General features: G+C 54.5%; 20 protein-coding genes. 8 read left to right on the top strand and 12 right to left on the bottom strand.

The genetic code is table 11. From position 1 onward, the window contains the following. Positions 1-9: 9 nt before the first annotated feature. The 8 genes from atpF to asnC all read right to left on the bottom strand — a co-directional run bounded on the left by atpF (position 10) and on the right by asnC (position 6,592). Entirely contained in the window at positions 10-480 is a 471-nt protein-coding gene (gene atpF / locus ACG1VR_RS22975; protein WP_016538827.1) for a F0F1 ATP synthase subunit B, read from the bottom strand. Positions 481-541: 61 nt separating this feature from the next. Next, on the bottom strand, positions 542-781 hold the full coding sequence (atpE, locus tag ACG1VR_RS22970) for a F0F1 ATP synthase subunit C (RefSeq protein ID WP_000429386.1): 240 nt from the start codon (positions 779-781) through the stop codon (positions 542-544). Positions 782-828: 47 nt separating this feature from the next. After that, positions 829-1,647: a F0F1 ATP synthase subunit A gene (atpB, locus tag ACG1VR_RS22965; RefSeq protein ID WP_016538828.1), complete on the bottom strand. Its 819-nt coding sequence runs from the start codon at positions 1,645-1,647 to the stop codon at positions 829-831. An 8-nt stretch (positions 1,648-1,655) separates the two neighbouring features. Further along, positions 1,656-2,036, bottom strand: a complete 381-nt coding sequence (gene atpI / locus ACG1VR_RS22960; protein WP_016538829.1) for a F0F1 ATP synthase subunit I — start codon at positions 2,034-2,036, stop codon at positions 1,656-1,658. A 619-nt stretch (positions 2,037-2,655) separates the two neighbouring features. Further along, the gene (gene rsmG, locus ACG1VR_RS22955; protein ID WP_016538831.1) at positions 2,656-3,279 is read right to left on the bottom strand and encodes a 16S rRNA (guanine(527)-N(7))-methyltransferase RsmG; all 624 of its coding nucleotides are present in this window, start codon (positions 3,277-3,279) and stop codon (positions 2,656-2,658) included. Between the two features lie 56 nt (positions 3,280-3,335). Further along, positions 3,336-5,225 (bottom strand): tRNA uridine-5-carboxymethylaminomethyl(34) synthesis enzyme MnmG, encoded by a 1,890-nt coding sequence (gene mnmG, locus ACG1VR_RS22950; RefSeq protein WP_395489852.1) that lies wholly within the window; start codon positions 5,223-5,225, stop codon positions 3,336-3,338. A 369-nt stretch (positions 5,226-5,594) separates the two neighbouring features. Further along, positions 5,595-6,044 (bottom strand): FMN-binding protein MioC, encoded by a 450-nt coding sequence (gene mioC / locus ACG1VR_RS22945; RefSeq protein WP_016538833.1) that lies wholly within the window; start codon positions 6,042-6,044, stop codon positions 5,595-5,597. 89 nt (positions 6,045-6,133) lie between these two features. Continuing rightward, positions 6,134-6,592 (bottom strand): transcriptional regulator AsnC, encoded by a 459-nt coding sequence (asnC, locus tag ACG1VR_RS22940; RefSeq protein WP_008457765.1) that lies wholly within the window; start codon positions 6,590-6,592, stop codon positions 6,134-6,136. A gap of 155 nt (positions 6,593-6,747) precedes the next feature. Between asnC and asnA the strand changes: the two genes are divergently transcribed. Then, complete coding sequence (gene asnA, locus ACG1VR_RS22935; protein ID WP_016538834.1) at positions 6,748-7,740, top strand: aspartate--ammonia ligase; 993 nt, start codon at positions 6,748-6,750, stop codon at positions 7,738-7,740. Between the two features lie 3 nt (positions 7,741-7,743). Here asnA and viaA read toward each other — a convergent pair whose 3' ends face one another. Together viaA and ravA are read right to left on the bottom strand one after the other, a co-directional pair. Further along, on the bottom strand, positions 7,744-9,195 hold the full coding sequence (gene viaA, locus ACG1VR_RS22930) for an ATPase RavA stimulator ViaA (RefSeq protein WP_172568701.1): 1,452 nt from the start codon (positions 9,193-9,195) through the stop codon (positions 7,744-7,746). After that, the gene (gene ravA / locus ACG1VR_RS22925) at positions 9,192-10,685 is read right to left on the bottom strand and encodes an ATPase RavA (protein WP_016538836.1); all 1,494 of its coding nucleotides are present in this window, start codon (positions 10,683-10,685) and stop codon (positions 9,192-9,194) included. Before ravA ends, viaA begins: the two co-directional genes overlap by 4 nt. A 221-nt stretch (positions 10,686-10,906) precedes the next feature. Between ravA and kup the strand changes: the two genes are divergently transcribed. After that, positions 10,907-12,775 carry a low affinity potassium transporter Kup gene (kup, locus tag ACG1VR_RS22920; protein WP_395489851.1) on the top strand — a complete coding sequence of 623 codons (1,869 nt, stop codon included), beginning with the start codon at positions 10,907-10,909 and terminating at the stop codon, positions 12,773-12,775. An 89-nt stretch (positions 12,776-12,864) separates the two neighbouring features. Here kup and ACG1VR_RS22915 read toward each other — a convergent pair whose 3' ends face one another. Then, a complete protein-coding gene (locus tag ACG1VR_RS22915; protein ID WP_395488908.1) occupies positions 12,865-14,007 on the bottom strand; it encodes an IS481 family transposase in 1,143 nt (380 codons plus the stop codon). A gap of 262 nt (positions 14,008-14,269) precedes the next feature. On the opposite strand from ACG1VR_RS22915, the gene rbsD reads away from it, so the two are divergent. The 6 genes from rbsD to rbsR all read left to right on the top strand — a co-directional run bounded on the left by rbsD (position 14,270) and on the right by rbsR (position 20,081). Next, positions 14,270-14,689 carry a D-ribose pyranase gene (gene rbsD / locus ACG1VR_RS22910; RefSeq protein WP_016538839.1) on the top strand — a complete coding sequence of 140 codons (420 nt, stop codon included), beginning with the start codon at positions 14,270-14,272 and terminating at the stop codon, positions 14,687-14,689. Between the two features lie 9 nt (positions 14,690-14,698). Continuing rightward, positions 14,699-16,213, top strand: coding sequence for a ribose ABC transporter ATP-binding protein RbsA (gene rbsA / locus ACG1VR_RS22905; protein ID WP_172568697.1), 1,515 nt, complete (start codon positions 14,699-14,701; stop codon positions 16,211-16,213). Further along, complete coding sequence (rbsC, locus tag ACG1VR_RS22900) at positions 16,210-17,175, top strand: ribose ABC transporter permease (RefSeq protein WP_016538841.1); 966 nt, start codon at positions 16,210-16,212, stop codon at positions 17,173-17,175. Before rbsA ends, rbsC begins: the two co-directional genes overlap by 4 nt. A 27-nt stretch (positions 17,176-17,202) precedes the next feature. Further along, on the top strand, positions 17,203-18,090 hold the full coding sequence (gene rbsB, locus ACG1VR_RS22895) for a ribose ABC transporter substrate-binding protein RbsB (protein WP_172568696.1): 888 nt from the start codon (positions 17,203-17,205) through the stop codon (positions 18,088-18,090). A 68-nt stretch (positions 18,091-18,158) separates the two neighbouring features. Then, positions 18,159-19,085 (top strand): ribokinase, encoded by a 927-nt coding sequence (rbsK, locus tag ACG1VR_RS22890; protein WP_395489850.1) that lies wholly within the window; start codon positions 18,159-18,161, stop codon positions 19,083-19,085. A 12-nt stretch (positions 19,086-19,097) separates the two neighbouring features. Continuing rightward, positions 19,098-20,081, top strand: a complete 984-nt coding sequence (gene rbsR / locus ACG1VR_RS22885) for a ribose operon transcriptional repressor RbsR (RefSeq protein ID WP_395491138.1) — start codon at positions 19,098-19,100, stop codon at positions 20,079-20,081. On the opposite strand, the gene mdtD is transcribed toward rbsR, so the two are convergent. After that, entirely contained in the window at positions 20,078-21,472 is a 1,395-nt protein-coding gene (mdtD, locus tag ACG1VR_RS22880) for a multidrug transporter subunit MdtD (RefSeq protein WP_395489849.1), read from the bottom strand. The two genes, rbsR and mdtD, sit on opposite strands and share 4 nt — an antisense overlap. Positions 21,473-21,494 lie beyond the last annotated feature (22 nt).

Below are 21,494 nucleotides of genomic sequence, written 5' to 3'. Positions count from 1 at the left end.
CCTCCCTCCTTACAGTTCAGCGACCAGTTTATCGACGATGTCGCTGTTAGCAGCTTCATCTACGGAACGTTCGATTATCTTCTCGGCACCGGCAATTGCCAGCAGAGCGACCTGCTTACGCAGCTCTTCACGAGCGCGCTTACGCTCCGCGTCGATTTCTGCCTGAGCCTGTTCAACGATTTTATTACGTTCCTGCTCTGCCTCAGTTTTCGCTTCATCAAGGATCTGCGCACGGCGTTTGTTCGCCTGCTCAATAATCACCTGAGCTTCCGCTTTGGCTTTTTTCAGCTGGTCGGTCGCGTTGGCCTGTGCAAGGTCAAGGTCCTTGTGAGCACGTTCAGCAGAAGCAAGACCGTCAGCAATTTCTTTTTGACGTTTCTCGATGGCTGCCATTAAAGGCGGCCATACATACTTCATGCAGAACAGAACAAACAGGACAAACGCGATGGCCTGGCCGAGGATTGTTGCGTTAATGTTCACAGCACAATGCCTCTTTGTTAGTTAACGTTCTGATATTGCTTGATGACTCAAACATCGCTCACTACGCGACGGCGAACATCACGTACAGACCCAGACCAACAGCGATCATTGGGATTGCATCCACCAGACCCATAACGATAAAGAACTGAGTACGCAGCAGTGGAATCAGATCTGGTTGGCGTGCAGCGCCTTCCAGGAATTTGCCCCCGAGGATGCCGATACCGATCGCAGCACCGATTGCCGCCAGACCCATCATCACAGCGGCAGCCATGTACAGCAGATCCATATTCAGGTTTTCCATGACAGTCTCCAAGTTTGTTTCAGTTAAACGCAGTAGTGGTAAGTAAATTAATGTTCTTCAGACGCCATCGACAGATAGACGATCGTCAGAACCATGAAGATGAAGGCTTGCAGCGTAATAATCAGGATGTGGAAAATGGCCCATGGCACATTCAGAATCCACTGTGACCACCACGGCAGCAGGCCAGCAATCAGAATGAAAATCAGCTCACCGGCATACATGTTGCCGAACAGTCGCAGACCCAGCGATACAGGTTTGGACAGCAGGCTTACCCCTTCAAGGATTAAGTTGAACGGAATAAATGCCCAGTGATTGAACGGCTGCAGCGTCAGCTCTTTCGTGAAGCCGCCAATGCCTTTCATTTTGATGCTGTAGAACAGGATCAGGACAAACACGCCCAGCGCCATTGAGAGGGTGATATTCACGTCAGCAGACGGCACCACACGCAGGGCAGGGAGGCCAAAGATGTGCTCGCCGATATACGGCAGCAGATCGATTGGCAACAGGTCCATCACGTTCATCAGGAAGACCCAGACGAAAATCGTCAGAGCCAGTGGAGCGATAACCTTGCTTTTGCCATGGTACATGTCTTTCACGCTGCCATGTACAAAGCCAATGATCAGCTCTACAAAAGTCTGAAATTTACCCGGGACACCGCTGGTCGCGGTTTTCGCCACTTTACGGAACAACACCAGGAACACCAGACCCAGAAATACTGAGAAGAACATGGAGTCGATGTTGAGCGTCCAGAAGGTAGCCGGGGGGTTATGCGGATCCACCAGCGAGAAAGTACGCAGGTCCAGCTGAAGGTTATTCAGGTGGTGACCTATATACTCCTGCGGTGTAGAGATTTCTCCTGCAGACATGATGCCTCTTACCCTTTGTTGTTAATTACAGCTGGTGCGAGTATCTGCACAACCAGCACCGAAACCCACGTCACTATTAGCGGCAAAAACACCGCCTTAAAGTACGCCAGCGCCACCACCAGAATAGTAAAGGTCGCAATCACCTTCAGCACTTCGCCGATGGCGAATGTCCAGGCCACGCGGCCTTTAGAGGGTGTATGCGCCTGATGGCGCCAGGCAAAAATCATAAACAGTACGTTTGGCAGCCAAACTGCCATGCCTCCGCCAACGGCAGAAGCGCCCCATGAGGGAGCTTTCAGGCAAAACAGCAGTCCGATTGCCACTACAGCCAGAAGTTGGATGAACAGAAGCTTACGGGCTACGTTCTTACTCAAGAGCGACACTGACATGACGTTTCCTAACTCCTGCCACCTATGAGGTATGTCGCGTGTCGTATAAAACTGTCTTTGCGACTCTGAGTCAAGCCTCAAAAAGCGAGCAAATTATACGGTGCGGCCCAGTGATTTCAAACAATAAGTAGCGAAAAGGTGAACAAATGTTTAATTAATTTTCCGCACGGCCATTTTCTTACTTTTGATGAATCCCGTCAGCTTCCTCAAAAAGTGCAAATAAGCCGAAATAGCCAGCAGCAAAGCGTGCACGGGATCACAAATTAAACATCTTATCCCCGGCCGCGATTTTGCTGCCTCATAAAGCACTAATTACATATGACTGATAATTAAGCTGATTAATGCATACTCTGTTTAAAACAACCTGAAACGTCATTTAAACCTTTCATTGACATCGCAGTAAAACTTTTAACATCCAATACAGACCATTCTGCGACGTAATTTTAGCCGGATGATATTTTCAAATAAAACTATTACCCTGGTAATTAACTCACCCAGCGTTAAGGTTAGGATAATTCCTGGTTAAAGTTTAGTTAAATGTAACCAAACATTTCATCGGTAACGATGGGGAATTTTAACCTGGGTGAAACATCTCTATCGCGTCGTTTTTTGACAAATATTAAGTTTTGTTTGGCTTAATGCGCACCAAATGCCTCTCCCCTTCCAGGCCGGGGACCTCAAGTTTGACGATATCTTCGACGGCAAACCCTGCCGGTAAAGCGCTTATCTCGTCATCCGGGCGAATGCCTTTCAGCGCATAGAAGCGGCCGTGCTCGCCCGGCAGGTGGTGGCACCAGGTCACCATGTCGTTCAGCGAAGCGAAAGCGCGGCTGATAACCCCGTCAAACGGCGGTTCTGCCGGGAAATCTTCAACCCTGCTCTGCACCGGCGTGATGTTCTCAAGCTTAAGTTCGTGCTGGACCTGGCGCAGAAAACGCACGCGCTTGCCGAGGCTGTCCAGCAGGGTGAAATGCGAGTCCGGACGAACGATCGCCAGCGGAATACCCGGCAGGCCAGGACCCGTGCCAACGTCGATAAAGCGACTCCCCTGCAGGTGAGGCTCAACCACGATGCTGTCGAGAATATGGCGTACCAGCATCTCGTCCGGATTGCGGACCGAAGTGAGGTTGTAAGCCTTGTTCCATTTGTCGAGCAGCGAGACGTAGCCCACCAGCTGCTGCTGCTGAGTTTCCGGTAGAGTGATGCCCGCTTCTTTCAGCAGACGGGATAATTTAGTCAGCACGTTGTAAAACCCATAAAAAAATAGGCCAGGTTTGCCTGGCCCGTTATCGTTTATTTTCAGGCGCTGCGTCGCAGCAGACCCTGTTTTTTCAGCCAGATAAGCAAAATAGAGATCGCCGCAGGGGTAATACCCGAAATGCGTGTCGCCTGGCCAATAGAAACCGGTTTGTGATCGTTAAGCTTGGCAATCACTTCGTTGGACAACCCGTTAACCTGGCTGTAATCAAGCGTCGCAGGCAGCAAAGTATTCTCGTTACGCTGCTGTTTTTCAATCTCATCCTGCTGGCGAGCGATGTAGCCTTCGTATTTCACCTGGATCTCAACCTGCTCTGCCGCCTGAGGATCTTCAAGCCCCGGAGCAAACGGCGAGAGCTGCATCATGGAAGCATAGGTCATTTCCGGGCGACGCAGCAGATCTTCACCGTTAGCTTCCCGCGAGAGCGGTGCGCTAAGGCGAGCATTTACTTCTTCGATTTGCTCAGAATGCGGGTGCAGCCAGACATCTTTCAGGCGCTGACGCTCACGCTCGATCATTTCAAGCTTGTCGTTAAAGCGTGCCCAGCGCTCGTCGTCAACCAGGCCCAGCTCGCGGCCCGCTTCGGTCAGACGCAGGTCGGCGTTATCTTCACGCAGCATCAGGCGATATTCGGCGCGTGAGGTAAACATGCGATACGGCTCTTTGGTCCCCAGAGTGCACAGGTCATCGACCAGGACACCAAGGTAAGCCTGGGAGCGCGCTGGCGCCCAACCGTCTTTTTCGGCCGAAGAGCGCGCGGCGTTCAGACCCGCGAGCAGACCCTGGGCAGCGGCCTCTTCGTAGCCGGTCGTCCCGTTGATCTGTCCGGCAAAGAACAGGCCCTGAATATATTTACTTTCCAGCGTAGGTTTCAAATCACGCGGATCGAAGAAATCGTACTCAATAGCGTAGCCAGGACGAACGATCTTCGCGTTTTCCATCCCTTTCATCGAGCGGACGATTTGCATCTGCACGTCAAACGGCAGGCTGGTGGAGATGCCGTTCGGGTAAATTTCGTTGCTGGTCAGGCCTTCCGGCTCAAGGAAGATCTGATGTGCGTTGCGGTCGGCAAAACGCATTACTTTATCTTCGATAGACGGGCAGTAACGTGGGCCAATACCTTCGATAACACCCGCATACATTGGGCTGCGGTCGAGGTTATTACGAATGACCTCGTGAGTTTCCTCATTGGTATAGGTCATGTAACACGGCACTTGCGCAGGATGCTGGTTAACGTTTCCCATGAACGAGAACACCGGCATTGGATTATCGCCGTGCTGCTGGGCAAGTACGCTGAAATCAATAGTGCGTGCGTCAATACGCGGAGGCGTGCCGGTTTTAAGGCGACCGACGCGCAGCGGGAGTTCACGTAAACGACGGGAAAGCGGGATCGAAGGAGGATCGCCTGCACGTCCGCCGCTGTAGTTATCCATCCCGATGTGGATCTTACCGTCGAGGAAGGTGCCTACGGTGAGCACAACCGCTTTGGCGCGGAATTTAAGCCCCATTTGGGTCACGGCGCCGACAACGCGATCGTTCTCGACGATCAGGTCTTCAACCGCCTGCTGGAAGATCATTAGATTAGGCTGGTTTTCCAGTGCGGTACGAACGGCCTGCCGGTAAAGCACGCGGTCTGCCTGAGCACGAGTGGCGCGAACCGCCGGGCCTTTGCTGGCGTTTAGTATCCTAAACTGGATGCCGGCACTGTCGATGGCCTTCGCCATCAAGCCACCGAGGGCGTCCACTTCCTTAACCAAATGTCCCTTGCCAATACCGCCAATTGCCGGGTTACAGGACATCTGTCCCAGCGTGTCGATATTGTGTGTCAGAAGCAGGGTCTGCTGACCCATACGAGCTGCGGCCATTGCCGCCTCTGTGCCTGCATGACCCCCGCCGATGATGATGACGTCAAAAGGATCTGGATAAAACATGGTAACTGCCTCGGTTGCGCGATGAGGGTTTGTGACTTCCCGGGCTGGGGATTCTACTCAACTTTAGTCTTTCGAGAAAGCATCGGGATCTTTGGTAATTAAAAGAAGATCTTTTTTATTTAAAGATCTCTTTATTATGATCTCTTATTAGGATCGACCACATCTGTGGATAACCCATTTTACTGCATCAGGATCAATGACCTGGAAAGGATCGTTTGCTGTGAATGATCGGTGATCCCAGACAGTATAAGCTGGGATCAGAATGGAGGTTTATACACAACTCAAAAAGTGAACAGGAGTTGTTATTTGGATAACTACTGCTTAATCCAAGCTTTTAACCAGACTTATCCACATCTGATCGGACGATCTTTACACTTCAGGGAGTAAATTTTTCCATGATCCGACCCAAACCTCTGCCGGATCTTCAGGAATATCGTGTTCGAGGATGTTTATTTTGAGCAATTCCCCCAAACGGGTGGCCCCACATTCACTCAGCAACAGGTCTATCTTCTCTATTGCACCGCAAAACGTATCGTATTCGCGGCTGCCTATTCCGACTGCGCCGTAGATTACGCCGCTCAAGTTCGGACGCTGTTCATTTATAGCGTCATATAAAGGCTGCAGGTTATCCGGCAGATCGCCAGCGCCGTGCGTAGAGGAGATAACCAGCCAGATACCGCTGGTGGACAGATCTTCCAGCAGAGGGCCGTGCTGAATTTCAGTGCTATGCCCCGCTTCCTCCAGCTTTTCAGCCAGGTGTTCTGCTACATACTCGGCGCTGCCAAGCGTACTGCCGCTAATCAGAGTGATATCTGCCATTATGTCCCGCCTTTTCAGATCGAGGCGTATTGTACGCTGTGAAAGAGCGGGGATCTACCTGTGGATAATATGGGTATTAAAATTAACGCTTAGGGGCGGATGGTGCGCATGATCGGGTTTTGCAGGGAGATCAGCGTTTCCGTGGACTGAATTTCATCGATTGTTTGGATCTTGTTGATAAGTACCTGCTGCAGGGCATCAATAGATCGGCACATGACCTTAATAAAGATGCTGTAGTGGCCCGTGGTGTAATAGGCCTCGGTCACTTCGTCGAGGTTTTCCAGCTTGGTCAGCGCCGAGGGGTAATCTTTGGCGCTCTTAAGAATAATGCCGATAAAGCAGCAAACGTCATAGCCGAGCTGCTTTGGACTGATGTCGATGCGTGCCCCGGTAATGATGCCAGCCTGCTTCATCTTCTCTACGCGAACGTGAATCGTCCCTGGGCTGACGCCAAATTGTTTGGCCAGTTCGGCATAAGCGGTGCGCGCATTTGCCATTAATGCTTCCAGTATCCCGCGATCGAGATTGTCGATCTGATAATTATCCATCACTTTTTCCTATGATAAATGCCGATTCTCCATTTTTTATAGCCTTAAATTCGTCGATTAAAAAGAGGAAGGGCTTTTTTATTATTGATTATTGAATCTGATGCCGTGTTTGTTGCTTAATCGTTGACAGAAACAACACAACAAAGAGAAAAGCCATGAAAACTGCCTACATTGCTAAACAGCGCCAGATTAGTTTTGTGAAAGCTCATTTTTCCCGTCAGCTGGAAGAGAAGCTTGGTCTGATTGAAGTCCAGGCCCCGATTCTTAGCCGCGTGGGTGATGGCACACAGGACAACCTCTCAGGCAGCGAAAAAGCGGTGCAGGTAAAGGTGAAAACCTTGCCTCAGGCGCAGTTTGAAGTGGTGCATTCGCTGGCCAAATGGAAAAGAAAAACGCTCGGCCAGCATGACTTCAGCGCGGGCGAAGGGCTTTACACGCACATGAAGGCCCTGCGCCCCGATGAAGACCGTTTATCACCTATTCACTCGGTATATGTGGATCAGTGGGACTGGGAACGCGTGATGGGAGACGGCGAGCGTCACCTGGGGACGTTGAAACAGACGGTAGAAAGCATTTGGGCGGCAATAAAAGCCACCGAAGCTGAGGTAAGCGAGCATTTTGGGCTGGACGCTTTCCTGCCGGAGCAGATTCATTTTGTTCATAGCGAAACCTTGCTACAACGCTTCCCTGAGCTGGACGCCAAAGGCCGCGAACGTGCGATTGCCAAAGAACTTGGCGCGGTATTTTTGATGGGCATCGGCGGCAAACTGTCGGACGGCAAGCGTCACGATGTTCGCGCCCCGGATTATGATGACTGGTCTACTCAGGCTGAAGGCGGCCTGGCCGGTTTAAACGGCGATATTCTGGTGTGGAACCCGGTGCTTGAAGACGCTATCGAGCTCTCTTCTATGGGGATCCGCGTGGATGCTGAAACCCTGAAGCGCCAGCTGGCTACAACCGGCGATGAAGATCGCATGGCGCTGGAGTGGCACCAGTCGCTGGTAAAAGGCGAGATGCCGCAAACCATCGGCGGCGGTATCGGTCAGTCACGCCTGACAATGTTGCTGCTACAGCTGCCGCACATCGGCCAGGTTCAGTGCGGCGTATGGTCGCCAGAGATTCAGGGCAAGGTCAGCGGTCTGCTGTAATTCTCAGCGCCGCCAGCGACGCAGCAGGCGGCTTCTCATCCCGGTATCAAAGCGCCAGATATGGTCGAAAATACGCATGATGCCGGGTTTCCCGTGCCCCGACATTGCCACGGCATGAAAACGGTTCTGATACTGGCGCTGTAGCGCTTTCACGCTGCTGACAACGTCGTCGGGCAACCGCTGGGCGATGAAATCAGAGATAACCACCGCATCGGAGTCGTGCCAGTCCCCGGTTTGCATTTTTTCAAGGATCGAGCGGAAGCAACTGGCCAGATCGGTGCCGCCGCTGAAATGCTGGCTTAAAAAACGGATAGCCTGATCGATGCCGTCCCGGCCGCTCACCTCGTAACGCACCACTTCGCTGGAAAACAGCATAATGAAGCAGCGCCGGTTATCGGCCAGCGCGATGCGCATCAACGCCAGGCAGAAAGCTTTTGCGCACTGCTCGTTGAAACCGCCCATTGAACCGGAAGTGTCCACGCAGACGATAAACGGGCCGCGTGGCTGCTCGTCGAAGTCCTGGTGAGCAACCGGACGCTCCACTATCTTCTCGCGCCACGCGTCGCCATGGAGCCGGTAAGTGAGTAACTGCTTCTCCACCAGCCGCCGGTAGAACTCAAATTCCAGTTCGGTAATGCCCAGCGTTGCAAGCTCGGGGGGCAGCAGGCGCAGGATATCGTCGCTGCGTTGCAGGCCGTCTACCTGCTCCGGCACTGTTGCAGGTTCACGAACCAGCATGCGCCAGGGCTCGGTGGGAGAATCTTTACGCGGGACCGATTTGGCTTCGCGAGAGCGGCCAAGCTGTTCGGCAAGCTGCATCAGCTCCGGCTGGCCGGTAAGAAACTCGCCGTACTGGACAATCAACTGATAGTCCCCGCGCTTTAACGTGCCTCCGCTCATATCCCACAGCTTGCCTGCGGCCTTGTCATTTTCCGCCAGGGCCGGGTCTAACTGCCCGCTGAGCGCCAGCCGTTCCTGGATCTCTGCCAGCAGCTTATCGCGCTCATCGTCCAGTAACTGCTGGTTAAGGGAAGTCGCCTGAACCACCAGACTTAACCGCCAGCGTTGCAGAAACAGGGTATGGAGCGCCGGAGTAAAATGCGGATTGTCGGCGACCAGCCGTTTCGCCTGTTCATGAAAGGGAGAGCCGAGCTTATGCAAAAGCTCGATGATATCGGGCAGCCTGGCCGTAAGCTGTCCGGTCGTGAGCAGCTGACTCTGTTGGTAACAAAGCACCTCCTGGGCCAGCTCATCAGGAACGTGGCCATCTTTCAGGCGGCTTTTTAACTGGTCCCGCCAGCGAGGTAAGTCTTCACTAACTGCTTTCTTTAAACGCGGAAACTTTTCAAAGAACACCGCCAGCTGAGGCGCCGCCAGCAGCGTAATAATAATCTCTTCTATCAGCTCGCCTTCGCCGATAGCCAGGATCATATCCAGCGTTTCCACACTTATCATTGACGCGCCTGTTTCAGCTGGGCGGCGACATCCTGCAGGCTGGCCTCAATTTTCCCCAGCCATTCATTTTCGATAAACAGGCATTTTTGCTGATCATTAAAGCGTTCATGCTGCTGATGCAGCGCGGCGTCGAGATCGTCGAACTGCTTTTTGATTTCGTCAGGAACGCCCTGCTGCTGGTGCCCCGGCAGCGCGAGGCGCGTCCCCTGAAGGCTGACATCACGGATAGTCAGATGCTGGCTACCGTCTACTTCAAGGTTGAGCTGCTGAGCAAAACCGATCCCATTGAGCTTGCCGCGGATCTCGCCACCTTTATTAAGCCACAGCGCCAGCGCTTCACGGGCGAGGGTGATATGGATAACTTCAATATCGTGCAGCTTCAGCGGCTTCTGTAGCAGCAGGGTTAGCGTTTCTCCCGCGAGTTCGTCCGGCAGCTGATACTGCGGCTTACGGCTGAACATCCCGTTTTGTTTGATAACCGTGAAGGCGTCCCTGTCGCTGCTTTGCTGCTGGAGCTGGAGCCTGCGCTGTACGATGCCGCTCAGTTTGCTGAGGATGGCCTGCTGCTGCCACGCGTGTCCGGTCATCAATACTTCAATCTGCTGCTGCATTAAATTCATGGTGGCGGTGTCGTGCCACAGGCAGTCTTTGAGCAGGATAAGATCGATAGGCGCAACCGCGTCACGGCCGTTAAAGAAGGCGCTTGCCTGGAGCAGGCGAATGGCTTTCTTCCAGCGGCGGTCTGAGACATAAGGCGCGCCGGGCGTAGCCTCAAGCTGCTGCCTCAGAGTGAAAATCAGCTCAAAGACTTCATCCGGCAGCGCGACGCCGCCAATTTGCTGCTGCCAGCTGAAATACTCCTCGTCGGTGACCTGAAGGCTTTCAGGCACCGGATTAAAGTTTTCATCGTGCTGGCTTATCAGCATCGAACGGAAGTTGGCCTTGTCCTGGACTTTGTCCAGCCACAGGCGAATCAGCATGCGGTCATAAAGCGCTTCCAGGCTGTTGTCGGCTTCCGGCAGTTCGTTGGAAGCGGCCACCAGCAGGCGCATCGGGATTTTTTCTTCACTGGCGCCGTTGCGGAAGCGACGTTCGTTAATCGCGGTTAGCAGGGTATTCAGGATTGCCGGTCCGGCTTTCCAGATTTCATCGAGAAACACAATTTCCGCTTCCGGCAGGTAACCCGCGGTCAGGCGCTCATAGCGGCCTTCATCTTTTAAAGCCTGGATAGATAGCGGGCCAAAAACTTCTTCTGGCGTTGAGAAGCGAGTCATTAGATATTCGAAGGCACGAGCTTCGCGAAACGCGAACTTGAGGCGGCGGGCGATCAAACTTTTGGCTATTCCCGGCGGGCCGAGTAAAAAAACGCTCTCGCCGCTCAGCGCCGCCAGCAGGCAGAGGCGAACGGCGTGCTGACGCTCAAAAAGTCCTTTTTCCAGCGCCTGGCTGAGGCGTGAAATTCTTTCAGCCAGCAAATGTGATTGAGCCATAATTAGCTTTGCATCCTTACGCGGTTACCCAGGAGGAACGCGAGTATAGCGTTTATTTTTAGCCAGTTAATGTGCTGATTATGCCGCACACAACATTTGAGCTGAGTTAAGGCAAATGCATTTAGGGGTACGATTTACACAATAATCGTGCATACTGTGCGCCGTTTTGTGGGCCAAGGGACTAAGCACACGTTTTCGGGATTCCAACAAAAGATTAGTCTATGAGCGCTGATAATAAACAATCGTTGCCTGCCGTTACGCTGGCTGCTATCGGGGTTGTGTACGGTGATATCGGTACCAGCCCGCTTTATACCCTTAGAGAATGCCTGTCCGGGCAGTTTGGGTTTGGCGTTGAACGCGACGCCGTATTTGGCTTTTTGTCGTTAATTTTTTGGCTGCTGGTTCTGGTCGTCTCCATTAAATATCTCACCTTTGTGATGCGTGCGGATAATGCCGGAGAAGGCGGGATCTTAACCCTGATGTCGCTTGCCGGGCGCAATACGACGGCACGTATGACCTCGGTGCTGGTGATCATGGGGTTGATTGGCGGCAGCTTCTTCTACGGCGAGGTGGTTATCACGCCGGCGATATCGGTGATGTCGGCCATAGAAGGCCTGGAGATAGCCGCGCCGCAGCTGGATCAATACATCGTCCCGCTTTCTATCATTGTCCTGACGCTGCTGTTTATGATTCAGAAGCACGGCACCGGGATGGTGGGCAAGTTGTTTGCTCCGGTGATGCTGCTGTGGTTCCTGACGCTCGCCGTCCTGGGCGCGCGCAGTATTATCGGCAACCCGGAAGTCCTGCAGGCGCTTAACCCTGCCTGGGCGGTGAATTTCTTCGTGCAGTATAAAACGGTGTCATTCGTTGCCCTTGGTGCGGTGGTGCTGGCGATAACCGGCGTTGAAGCGCTGTATGCCGATATGGGGCACTTCGGTAAGCTCCCGATTCGCATCGCGTGGTTTATTGCGGTTCTGCCTTCTCTGGTCCTTAACTATTTTGGCCAGGGCGCGCTGCTGCTGAAGTACCCGGAAGCGATTAAAAACCCATTCTTCCTGCTGGCCCCTGACTGGGCGCTGATCCCGCTGCTGATTCTGGCGACGCTTGCCACGGTTATCGCCTCTCAGGCCGTTATTTCCGGGGTCTTCTCGCTGACGCGCCAGGCGGTTCGTCTGGGCTATCTCTCGCCAATGCGCATCATCCACACCTCGGAAATGGAGTCCGGGCAGATTTACATTCCAGCGATTAACTGGATCCTGTATATCGCGGTGGTTATCGTCATTGTCAGCTTTGAACACTCAAGCAACCTTGCCGCGGCATACGGCATTGCGGTAACCGGCACGATGGTGCTGACCTCGATTCTTTGCTGCACCGTAGCGCGCAAAAACTGGCACTGGAATAAAATTGCCGTGCTCCTGATGTGTGCGGGCTTCCTGTTTATCGACATACCGCTGTTCTCCGCCAACCTCGAGAAGATCGTCTCCGGCGGCTGGCTGCCGCTGACGCTCGGCCTGGTGATGTTTACCATTATGACCACCTGGAAAAGCGAGCGTTTCCGCCTGCTGCGCCGCATGCACGAGCACGGCAATTCTCTGGAAGCGATGATTGCTTCGCTGGAGAAATCTCCGCCGGTTCGCGTGCCGGGCACGGCGGTGTATATGTCGCGCGCCCTGAACGTGATTCCGTTTGCCATGCTGCATAACCTCAAGCACAACAAAGTGCTGCACGAACGAGTGGTGCTGCTGACGTTGCGCACGGAAGATGCGCCGTATGTTCATAACGTGCGTCGCGTTTCTATCGAACAGCTGTCGCCGACTTTCTGGCGGGTTGTCGCAAGCTACGGCTGGCGTGAAACGCCGAACGTGGAAGAGATTTTCCACCGCTGCGGGTTGGAAGGCCTGAGCTGCCGGATGATGGAAACCTCATTCTTTATGTCGCATGAGTCGCTGATTATCGGCAAACGCCCCTGGTACCTGCGCCTGCGCGGTAAGCTATTCCTCGCCCTGCAGCGAAATGCGCTGCGCGCGCCTGACCAGTTTGAGATCCCGCCAAACCGGGTTATTGAGCTGGGAACCCAGGTCGAGATTTAAGTTAGATACCTGACGCCCTCACCCCAGCCCTCTCCCTGTACGTTCCGGGGACATAGTAGACAGATGTTCGGGGACATAGTGAACACCTTTTAACATCTTTTACCCATGATGATCGACCGGTTCTTCAGGTCGATCATTCCCACTTTCGTGCTGTACCACCACACCTCATAACAACCGTCCTCACCGCTTTCCTTCAGCCCCACTCGCTCTCCCCTGAACGCTTTGCCCGCTTTCAGGCTGATACCTCTGATGCTCAGGCTTCCACTGATATCCACTTTTCTTACCGCCACGCCGTCATCGTACTCCGGCCCGGGAGCATCGCTTCTGTACTGTCTGGCCGAAGGCTGATAGCGCGAACCCGGGACCGCCATATTCAGTCCCTCATGCGGGCGTTCAAAGTTATAGACCTCCCGCCAGTGGTCAAATACCCGCTGGAGCTGGTCGCTGTCCGTGAACCATTTCCCCTGCAGAACCTCCGCCTTCAGACTGCGGTGAAAACGCTCGAGCTTGCCCTGCGTCTGGGGATGATAAGGCCGCGAGTGCCCCACCCGGATACCCTGACGCATCAGCCACAGCTCCAGCGCGGTCCAGGTCCCGGTGGTGTCTCCCCAGGGCGCCCCGTTATCCATGGTCATCCTCTCCGGCAGGCCATAGCGCTCAAACACCTTTGTCAGATGTGACTGCACGGTCTCACGCCGCTCGTTGTCGCAGTGCGTCAGGCAGAGTGAAAACCGGGAGTGGTCGTCCAGCAGCGTGAGGGGATGGCTGCGCCCACCGGCGAAGGGAAAGTGTCCCTTAAAATCCATCTGCCAGAGGGCGTTCGGCCTGCCGTGTTCGAAGCGACCGGCAGAGGGGATACCCGGCGGTACACCGGGTAGCAGGCCGTGACGGTGCATCAGGTTGTGCACGGTACTGACGGCAGGAAGGTGGTGCCCCTGCGCTTCCAGCCAGGCCTTAATCTTGCGGGCTCCCCAGCGGGGATGGGCCAGGTGTGCCTGCTGTAACAGGTCAGCCACCTGAGCGGCGGTGGCGTTGGGAGAATGATGGGGAGCCCGTGAGCGGTCAGCGAGGCCGGGAAGTCCGGCCTCGAGAAAGCGGCAAAGCCACTTATATCCGGTGGCGGGCGCGATGCCGAAGTGGCGACAGAGCGCCCGGATGTTAGCCCCGTCCTGCGAGGCAAAGTGAACAAACTCGTGACGTAATGACATGGTATCTCTCGCATCCCAGGGCATAAGCGACTCCGGAAGAGGGTTCTTATGCCGTAGTTGTAAGTGTCTACCATGTCCCCGAACAAGTGTTCACCATGTCTCCGGTATGTACACTCCCACAGGGAGAGGGTGCAAATACTAAAAACGGCAACCAAAGTTGCCGTTTTACTTTTACTGTCGAAACGTTTCGATGCCGATCACATTTCTTTAACCTGGTGGTTGTTTTATCGGCACCTCATTTCCTACACTCATCATCAGCGAAACGTTTCGCTAGTGGAGCAGGAAAATGAAGAAAGGTACCGTTCTTAACGCTGATATTTCGTCCGTTATCTCCCGTCTTGGGCACACCGACACGCTGGTGGTTGCCGATGCCGGGCTGCCAATCCCGCGCAATACGCCGCGCATTGATTTGGCGCTGACTCACGGCGTTCCGGGCTTTATGCAGGTCGTGGACGTGGTAACTCAGGAAATGCAGGTTGAGGCGGCTATTCTGGCTTCTGAAATCAAACAACATAATCCCGCGCTTCACGAAACGTTGCTCAAACAGCTTGAGCAGCTGCAAAAACACCAGGGAAACACCATTACTATTCGTTACATCAGTCATGAGCAGTTCAAGCAGCACACCGCTGAAAGCCGGGCGGTTATTCGCAGCGGGGAGTGTTCCCCGTATGCGAATATCATTCTCTGTGCTGGCGTAACCTTCTAGGAGGCCGGTATGGAACCTTTACTGCAACTGAAAGGGATCGACAAGTCGTTCCCCGGGGTGAAAGCCCTGTCCGGCGCGGCGCTAAACGTCTATCCAGGCCGGGCAATGGCGCTGGTGGGTGAGAACGGCGCCGGCAAATCGACCATGATGAAAGTGCTGACCGGGATCTATACCAAAGATGCCGGTTCGCTGCTGTGGCTGGGCAAAGAAACCGCCTTCAGCGGCCCTAAAGCCTCTCAGGAAGCGGGCATCGGCATTATTCACCAGGAGCTGAACCTTATTCCGCAGTTAAGCATCGCCGAGAACATCTTCCTTGGCCGTGAGTTTGTCGGGCGTTTTGGCAAAATCGACTGGAAAAAGATGTACCGGGAAGCCGATAAACTGCTGGCTAAACTCAACCTGCGTTACACCAGCGAACGTCTGGTTGGCGAGCTGTCGATTGGCGACCAGCAGATGGTTGAGATTGCCAAAGTGCTGAGCTTTGAGTCGAAGGTCATCATTATGGATGAACCGACGGATGCGCTGACCGATACCGAAACCGAGTCGCTTTTCCGCGTTATCCGCGAGCTGAAGTCTCAGGGCTGCGGCATCGTCTATATCTCCCACCGCATGAAAGAAATCTTCGAAGTTTGCGATGACGTTACCGTCCTGCGCGACGGGCAGTTTATTGCCGAGCGCGAAGTGGTTTCACTTAATGAAGACACGCTTATCGAGATGATGGTTGGCCGTAAGCTTGAAGACCAGTATCCGCATATCGATAAGCAGCCGGGAGAGGTTCGCCTGCGGGTTGATAACCTCGCTGGCCCGGGCGTGAAGAATGTTTCTTTCGAGCTGCGTAAGGGCGAGATCCTCGGCGTTGCCGGGCTGATGGGCGCCGGGCGCACAGAATTAATGAAGGTGCTGTACGGCGCGCTGCCGAGAACCGGCGGTTATGTGGCGCTGGATGGCCGCGAAGTGGTGACCCGTTCGCCGCAGGATGGGCTGGCAAACGGCATCGTTTATATCTCTGAAGACCGCAAGCGTGACGGGCTGGTGCTCGGCATGTCGGTAAAAGAGAACATGTCGCTTACCGCGCTGCGCTACTTCAGCCGGGATGTTGGCAGCCTGAAGCATAAAGATGAGCAGCAGGCGGTGCAGGACTTTATCCGCCTGTTTAACGTGAAAACGCCTTCGATGGAGCAGCCCATCGGCCTGCTTTCCGGCGGTAATCAGCAGAAAGTGGCGATTGCCCGCGGCCTGATGACGCGCCCAAAAGTGCTGATCCTCGATGAGCCGACGCGTGGCGTTGATGTCGGGGCGAAAAAAGAGATTTATCAGTTAATTAACCAGTTTAAAGCTGATGGCTTGAGCATCATCCTTGTGTCCTCGGAAATGCCGGAAGTGCTGGGCATGAGTGACCGCATTATGGTTATCCACGAGGGGCGTCTGAGCGGAGAGTTCTCCCGCGAAGAGGCAACCCAGGAAGCGCTTATGGCCGCGGCCGTCGGCAAGCTTAATCGAGTGAATCAGGAGTTACATAAATGAGTACCCAGACCGTATCCACCCGTCGCTGGTTCACCAAAGCGTGGCTGCTGGAGCAAAAATCGCTGATCGCTCTGCTGGTGCTGATTGCGATTGTCTCTGCCCTTAGCCCGAACTTCTTTACCGTAAATAACTTGTTCAACATCCTGCAGCAAACCTCGGTCAACGCCATTATGGCCGTCGGGATGACGCTGGTTATCCTGACTTCAGGAATCGACCTGTCCGTCGGTTCTTTGCTGGCGCTGACCGGGGCGGTGGCCGCCTCGATTGTCGGTTTTGAGGTTAATGCTCTGGTCGCCGTTGCCGCAGCCCTGGCGCTTGGTGCTGCTATCGGTGCGGTGACCGGGGTCATCGTCGCCAAAGGCCGGGTGCAGGCATTTATCGCCACGCTGGTGATGATGCTGCTGCTGCGCGGGGTGACGCTGGTTTATACCAACGGCAGCCCGATGAATACCGGGTTCTCGGATAACGCGGATCTGTTCGGCTGGTTTGGTATAGGCCGCCCGCTGGGCATCCCGACGCCGGTATGGATTATGGGCGTTGTCTTCCTGGCCGCCTGGTACATGCTGCATCACACTCGTCTGGGGCGCTATATCTATGCCCTTGGCGGTAACGAAGCCGCAACTCGCCTGTCCGGGATTAGCGTCAACAAAGTTAAAATCATCGTCTACTCTCTTTGTGGCCTGCTGGCTTCGCTGGCCGGGATAATCGAGGTTGCACGTCTTTCTTCCGCTCAGCCTACGGCGGGGGCGGGCTACGAACTGGATGCCATTGCGGCGGTCGTGCTCGGCGGTACCAGCCTCGCAGGCGGTAAGGGACGGATTGTCGGGACGCTCATCGGGGCATTGATCCTCGGATTCCTGAACAACGGTCTGAATTTATTAGGTGTTTCTTCTTATTACCAGATGATCGTCAAAGCGGTGGTTATTTTGCTGGCGGTGCTGGTAGACAACAAAAAGCAGTAAAACCATAACCCTACAGGACATCTGACTATGAATATGAAAAAACTGGCTACTCTGGTTTCTGCCGTAGCGCTTAGCGCCACCGTAAGCGCCAATGCGATGGCTAAAGACACTATCGCGCTGGTGGTTTCCACCCTGAATAACCCGTTCTTCGTGTCGCTGAAAGACGGCGCGCAGAAAGAAGCCGACAAACTGGGTTACAACCTGGTCGTGCTCGACTCGCAGAACAACCCGGCTAAAGAGCTGGCTAACGTGCAGGACTTAACCGTTCGCGGCACCAAACTGATGCTGATTAACCCAACCGACTCTGACGCGGTAGGTAACGCCGTCAAAATGGCTAACCAGGCCAAAATCCCGGTGATCACTCTTGACCGCGTAGCCAGCCAGGGCACGGTTGTCAGCCATATCGCTTCTGATAACGTAGCGGGCGGTAAAATGGCCGGTGATTTCATTGCTAAGAAACTGGGCGAAGGCGCTAAAGTGATTGAGCTGCAGGGCATTGCCGGTGCATCCGCCGCCCGTGAACGTGGCGAAGGCTTCAAGCAGGCTGTTGCGGCGCATAAATTTGACGTACTGGCTAGCCAGCCGGCCGACTTCGACCGCACCAAAGGCCTGAACGTTATGCAGAACCTGCTGACTGCTCACCCGAACGTGCAGGCCGTGTTTGCTCAGAACGACGAAATGGCGCTTGGCGCGCTGCGTGCGCTGCAAACGGCTGGAAAATCTGACGTGCTGGTGGTTGGCTTTGACGGTACGGCTGACGGAGTGAAAGCGGTTGAAGGCGGTAAACTGGGCGCAACCGTGGCCCAGATGGCTGACCAAATCGGCGTTATCGGCGTGGAAACCGCGGATAAAGTGCTGAAGGGCGAGAAAGTGGATGCAAAAATCCCGGTAGATTTAAAACTCGTCACTAAATAAGACTAAAAGAAAAGCAGGGCACCGCGCCACTCCGCAGGGAGTGGCGTATCTAAACTGGATATTAAGATATGAAAAGCACAGGCAAACTCGTCGTTCTTGGCAGCATCAACGCTGACCATATCCTTAACCTCGAACATTTCCCTGCTCCGGGTGAAACCGTCACCGGCCAGGGCTACCAGGTGGCGTTCGGCGGTAAAGGTGCGAATCAGGCAGTTGCGGCAGGGCGCAGCGGAGCGGATATCGCTTTTATTGCCTGTGTTGGCGATGACGATACCGGCGGGCGCGTGTGCAAACAGCTCGCCAGCGACGGCATCGACACCGCGCCAATCAGCACTATTAAAGATGAAGCAACCGGCGTGGCGCTGATTTTCGTCAACGAGTCGGGCGAGAACGTTATCGGCATTCATTCAGGGGCCAACGCGGCCTTAACGCCGGATCTTGTTGCGGCGCAGCAGCAAAAAATCGCCGAGGCTTCTGCTTTATTAATGCAGCTAGAATCTCCGCTGGTTAGCGTGCTTGCTGCGGCAAAAATAGCCCATCAAAACCAGACCAAAGTTATTCTCAATCCGGCACCGGCCTGCGAGCTTTCCGATGAGCTGCTGTCGCTGCTGGATATGATCACCCCGAACGAAACCGAAGCTGAAAAGCTGACCGGCGTGCGGGTAGAAAACGATGAAGATGCCGCTAAAGCTGCTGATGTACTGCACGGTAAAGGCATCGATACCGTCATTATCACGCTCGGTAGCCGCGGGGTGTGGCTAAGCGAGAAAGGTCACGGGCAGCGAGTGCCGGGCTTTAAAGTTAAAGCCGTAGACACTATTGCTGCCGGAGACACCTTTAACGGCGCGCTGGTGACAGCCCTGCTGGAAGAGAAGCCGATGGAAGAGGCCGTTCGTTTTGCCCATGCGGCAGCGGCAATTGCGGTCACTCGTAAAGGTGCTCAGCCATCCGTGCCGTGGCGCCATGAAATCGATGAGTTTCTGCAACAGAGGTAAACCGTGGCGACCATGAAAGATGTCGCCCGCCTGGCGGGCGTTTCTACCTCAACCGTTTCTCATGTCATTAATAGCGATCGCTTCGTTAGCGATGCTATTCGCCAGAAAGTTGATGAGGCGGTTAAAACGCTGAATTATGCCCCTTCCGCCCTGGCGCGAAGCCTCAAGCTCAATCAAACCCACACCATCGGGATGCTTATCACCGCCAGTAGCAACCCCTTTTATTCAGAACTGGTGCGCGGCGTTGAGCGCAGCTGCTTTGAACGCGGCTACAGCCTGGTGTTGTGCAACACCGAGGGGGATGAACACCGTATGAATCGTAATCTGGAAACGCTGCTGCAAAAGCGGGTGGATGGATTACTTCTGCTGTGTACCGAAACGCACCAGCCCTCACCGGAAATTATTAACCGCTATCCGACTATCCCGACCGTGATGATGGACTGGGCACCGTTCGAAGGGCAAAGCGATGTCATTCAGGACAACTCGCTGCTCGGCGGTGAGATGGCGACACAGCATCTTATTGAAAACGGCTATACCCGTATCGCCTGTATTGCCGGGCCGCAGGATAAAACCCCGGCGCGGCTGCGTCTTGAAGGCTACCGCAAAGCGATGGCGCAGGCGGGGCTGGAAATCCTCCCCGGCTATGAAATTATCGGTGACTTTGAATTCCAGGGTGGTTTTAGCGCGATGGGCGAGCTGCTGGCGCTGGAGGCGCGGCCCGATGCGGTATTTATGGGTAACGATGCGATGGCCGTTGGGGCTTATCATGCTTTATATCAGGCTGGCCTGAGCGTACCGCAGGATATGGCCGTTATTGGCTACGATGACATTGAGCTTGCCCGCTATATGACGCCGCCGCTCACCACCATTCATCAGCCAAAAGATGAGCTGGGAGAGCTGGCCGTTGACGTGCTTATCCATCGAATGGCGCAGCCCGACCTGGCGCAGCAGCGTTTACTGCTGACGCCAGAGCTGGTGGAGCGCGGTTCGGTTTAGTGTTTATAGCGCTCTTTAATTAAGTTGCGCCCGTCTTTTGGGCGCAGCAGCAGAAAGACCACCGAGGAAACCAGCGTTATCGCTCCCATCGTCAGCAAGGTGTAGTGGAACTGCTCGATGGTATTGACGTTATCCACCCCTTCCCAGGCGCGCAGAACTGCGGCGCTAACCGCAACCCCCAGGCTTATCGAAAGTTGCTGAGTCACCGCCAGCACGCTGTTACCGCTGCTGGCGTTTTCGTCCGTCAGGTCGGCAAGGGTGATGGTGTTCATCGCTGTGAACTGAGTCGACATCGCCATACCTAATATAAAGAGAGGAAGAATCAGCAGCCAAACCTCCATCCCCGGCGATTGCAGCGAAAACTGGCCGATAAGCAGACCTATCACCAGGGTTATGCCGACCAGCGTTTTACGATAGCCAAGCCAGCGTAGTACCTGAGTGACTGTTGATTTGGCCAGGAGCGAACCCACGGCCGTGGGTGCCATCATGCAGCCAGCTATCAGCGCCGAGTAGCCAAACCCAACTTGCAACATTAGCGGCATCAGGAACGGTACGCAGCCGGTACCAAGGCGTGAGGCAATATTGCCGACAATGCCAACTGAGAAAGTGCGGGTCTTAAAGAGAGGAAGAGGAATAAGCGGTGCAGGAACGCGGCGAGCGTGCCAGATATAGGCTAATAAAAGAAGAATGCCGCCAAAGATGACCAGCATGCCGATGTAGCTGGCAACAATTCGCTCACCAAATAGCTCAACGCCGCTCGAGATCATCACCAGGCCGGCGCCAAACAGCAGGAAGCCGCTCATATCAAACCCGCGCTTCGGCGTAGTGAAGTTGGGCATATATTTGCGCGCGTACAGCAGGCCCAGGATACCAATCGGAATATTGATTAAGAAGATCCAGTGCCAGCTTGCCCAGGTGACCAGCACCCCGCCAAGCAGCGGCCCCAGAATCGGCCCGACCAGGCCGGGCATGGTGACAAAGTTGAGCACCGGTAATAATTCGCTGCGCGGGTAGGCCCGCAGTAAAGCAAGCCGCGCTACCGGCATCATCATGGCCCCGCCAATCCCCTGAACGACGCGGAAAGCCACCAGTTCAGTTAAGGTGCCGGACATGGCGCAGGCGAAAGACCCGAGGGTAAAGAGGCTAACGGCAATCATAAACACGCGCCGCGTGCCGAAACGGTCGGCCAGCCAGCCGCTAACCGGGATAAGCATGGCAACGGTTAAGGTGTAGCTAATGATGGCAGCCTGCATTGCCAGCGGAGAGCGGTTAAGGCTATGGGCGATAGCCGGTAGCGCGGTATTAAGAATGGTGGCATCCAGCGCCTGCATAAAGAAAGCCATCGCGGCTATCCACGGAAGCCCGGCCATGCTGCGTGCTGTTTTAGTCATTATGATCCTGAAGGTTGAATAC

The organism is Cedecea davisae (genome assembly GCF_044095835.1).
Taxonomy (GTDB): domain Bacteria; phylum Pseudomonadota; class Gammaproteobacteria; order Enterobacterales; family Enterobacteriaceae; genus Cedecea; species Cedecea davisae.
Note: the sequence above shows the minus strand (reverse complement) of the source record. Positions and strands in the feature narration are given on the sequence as shown.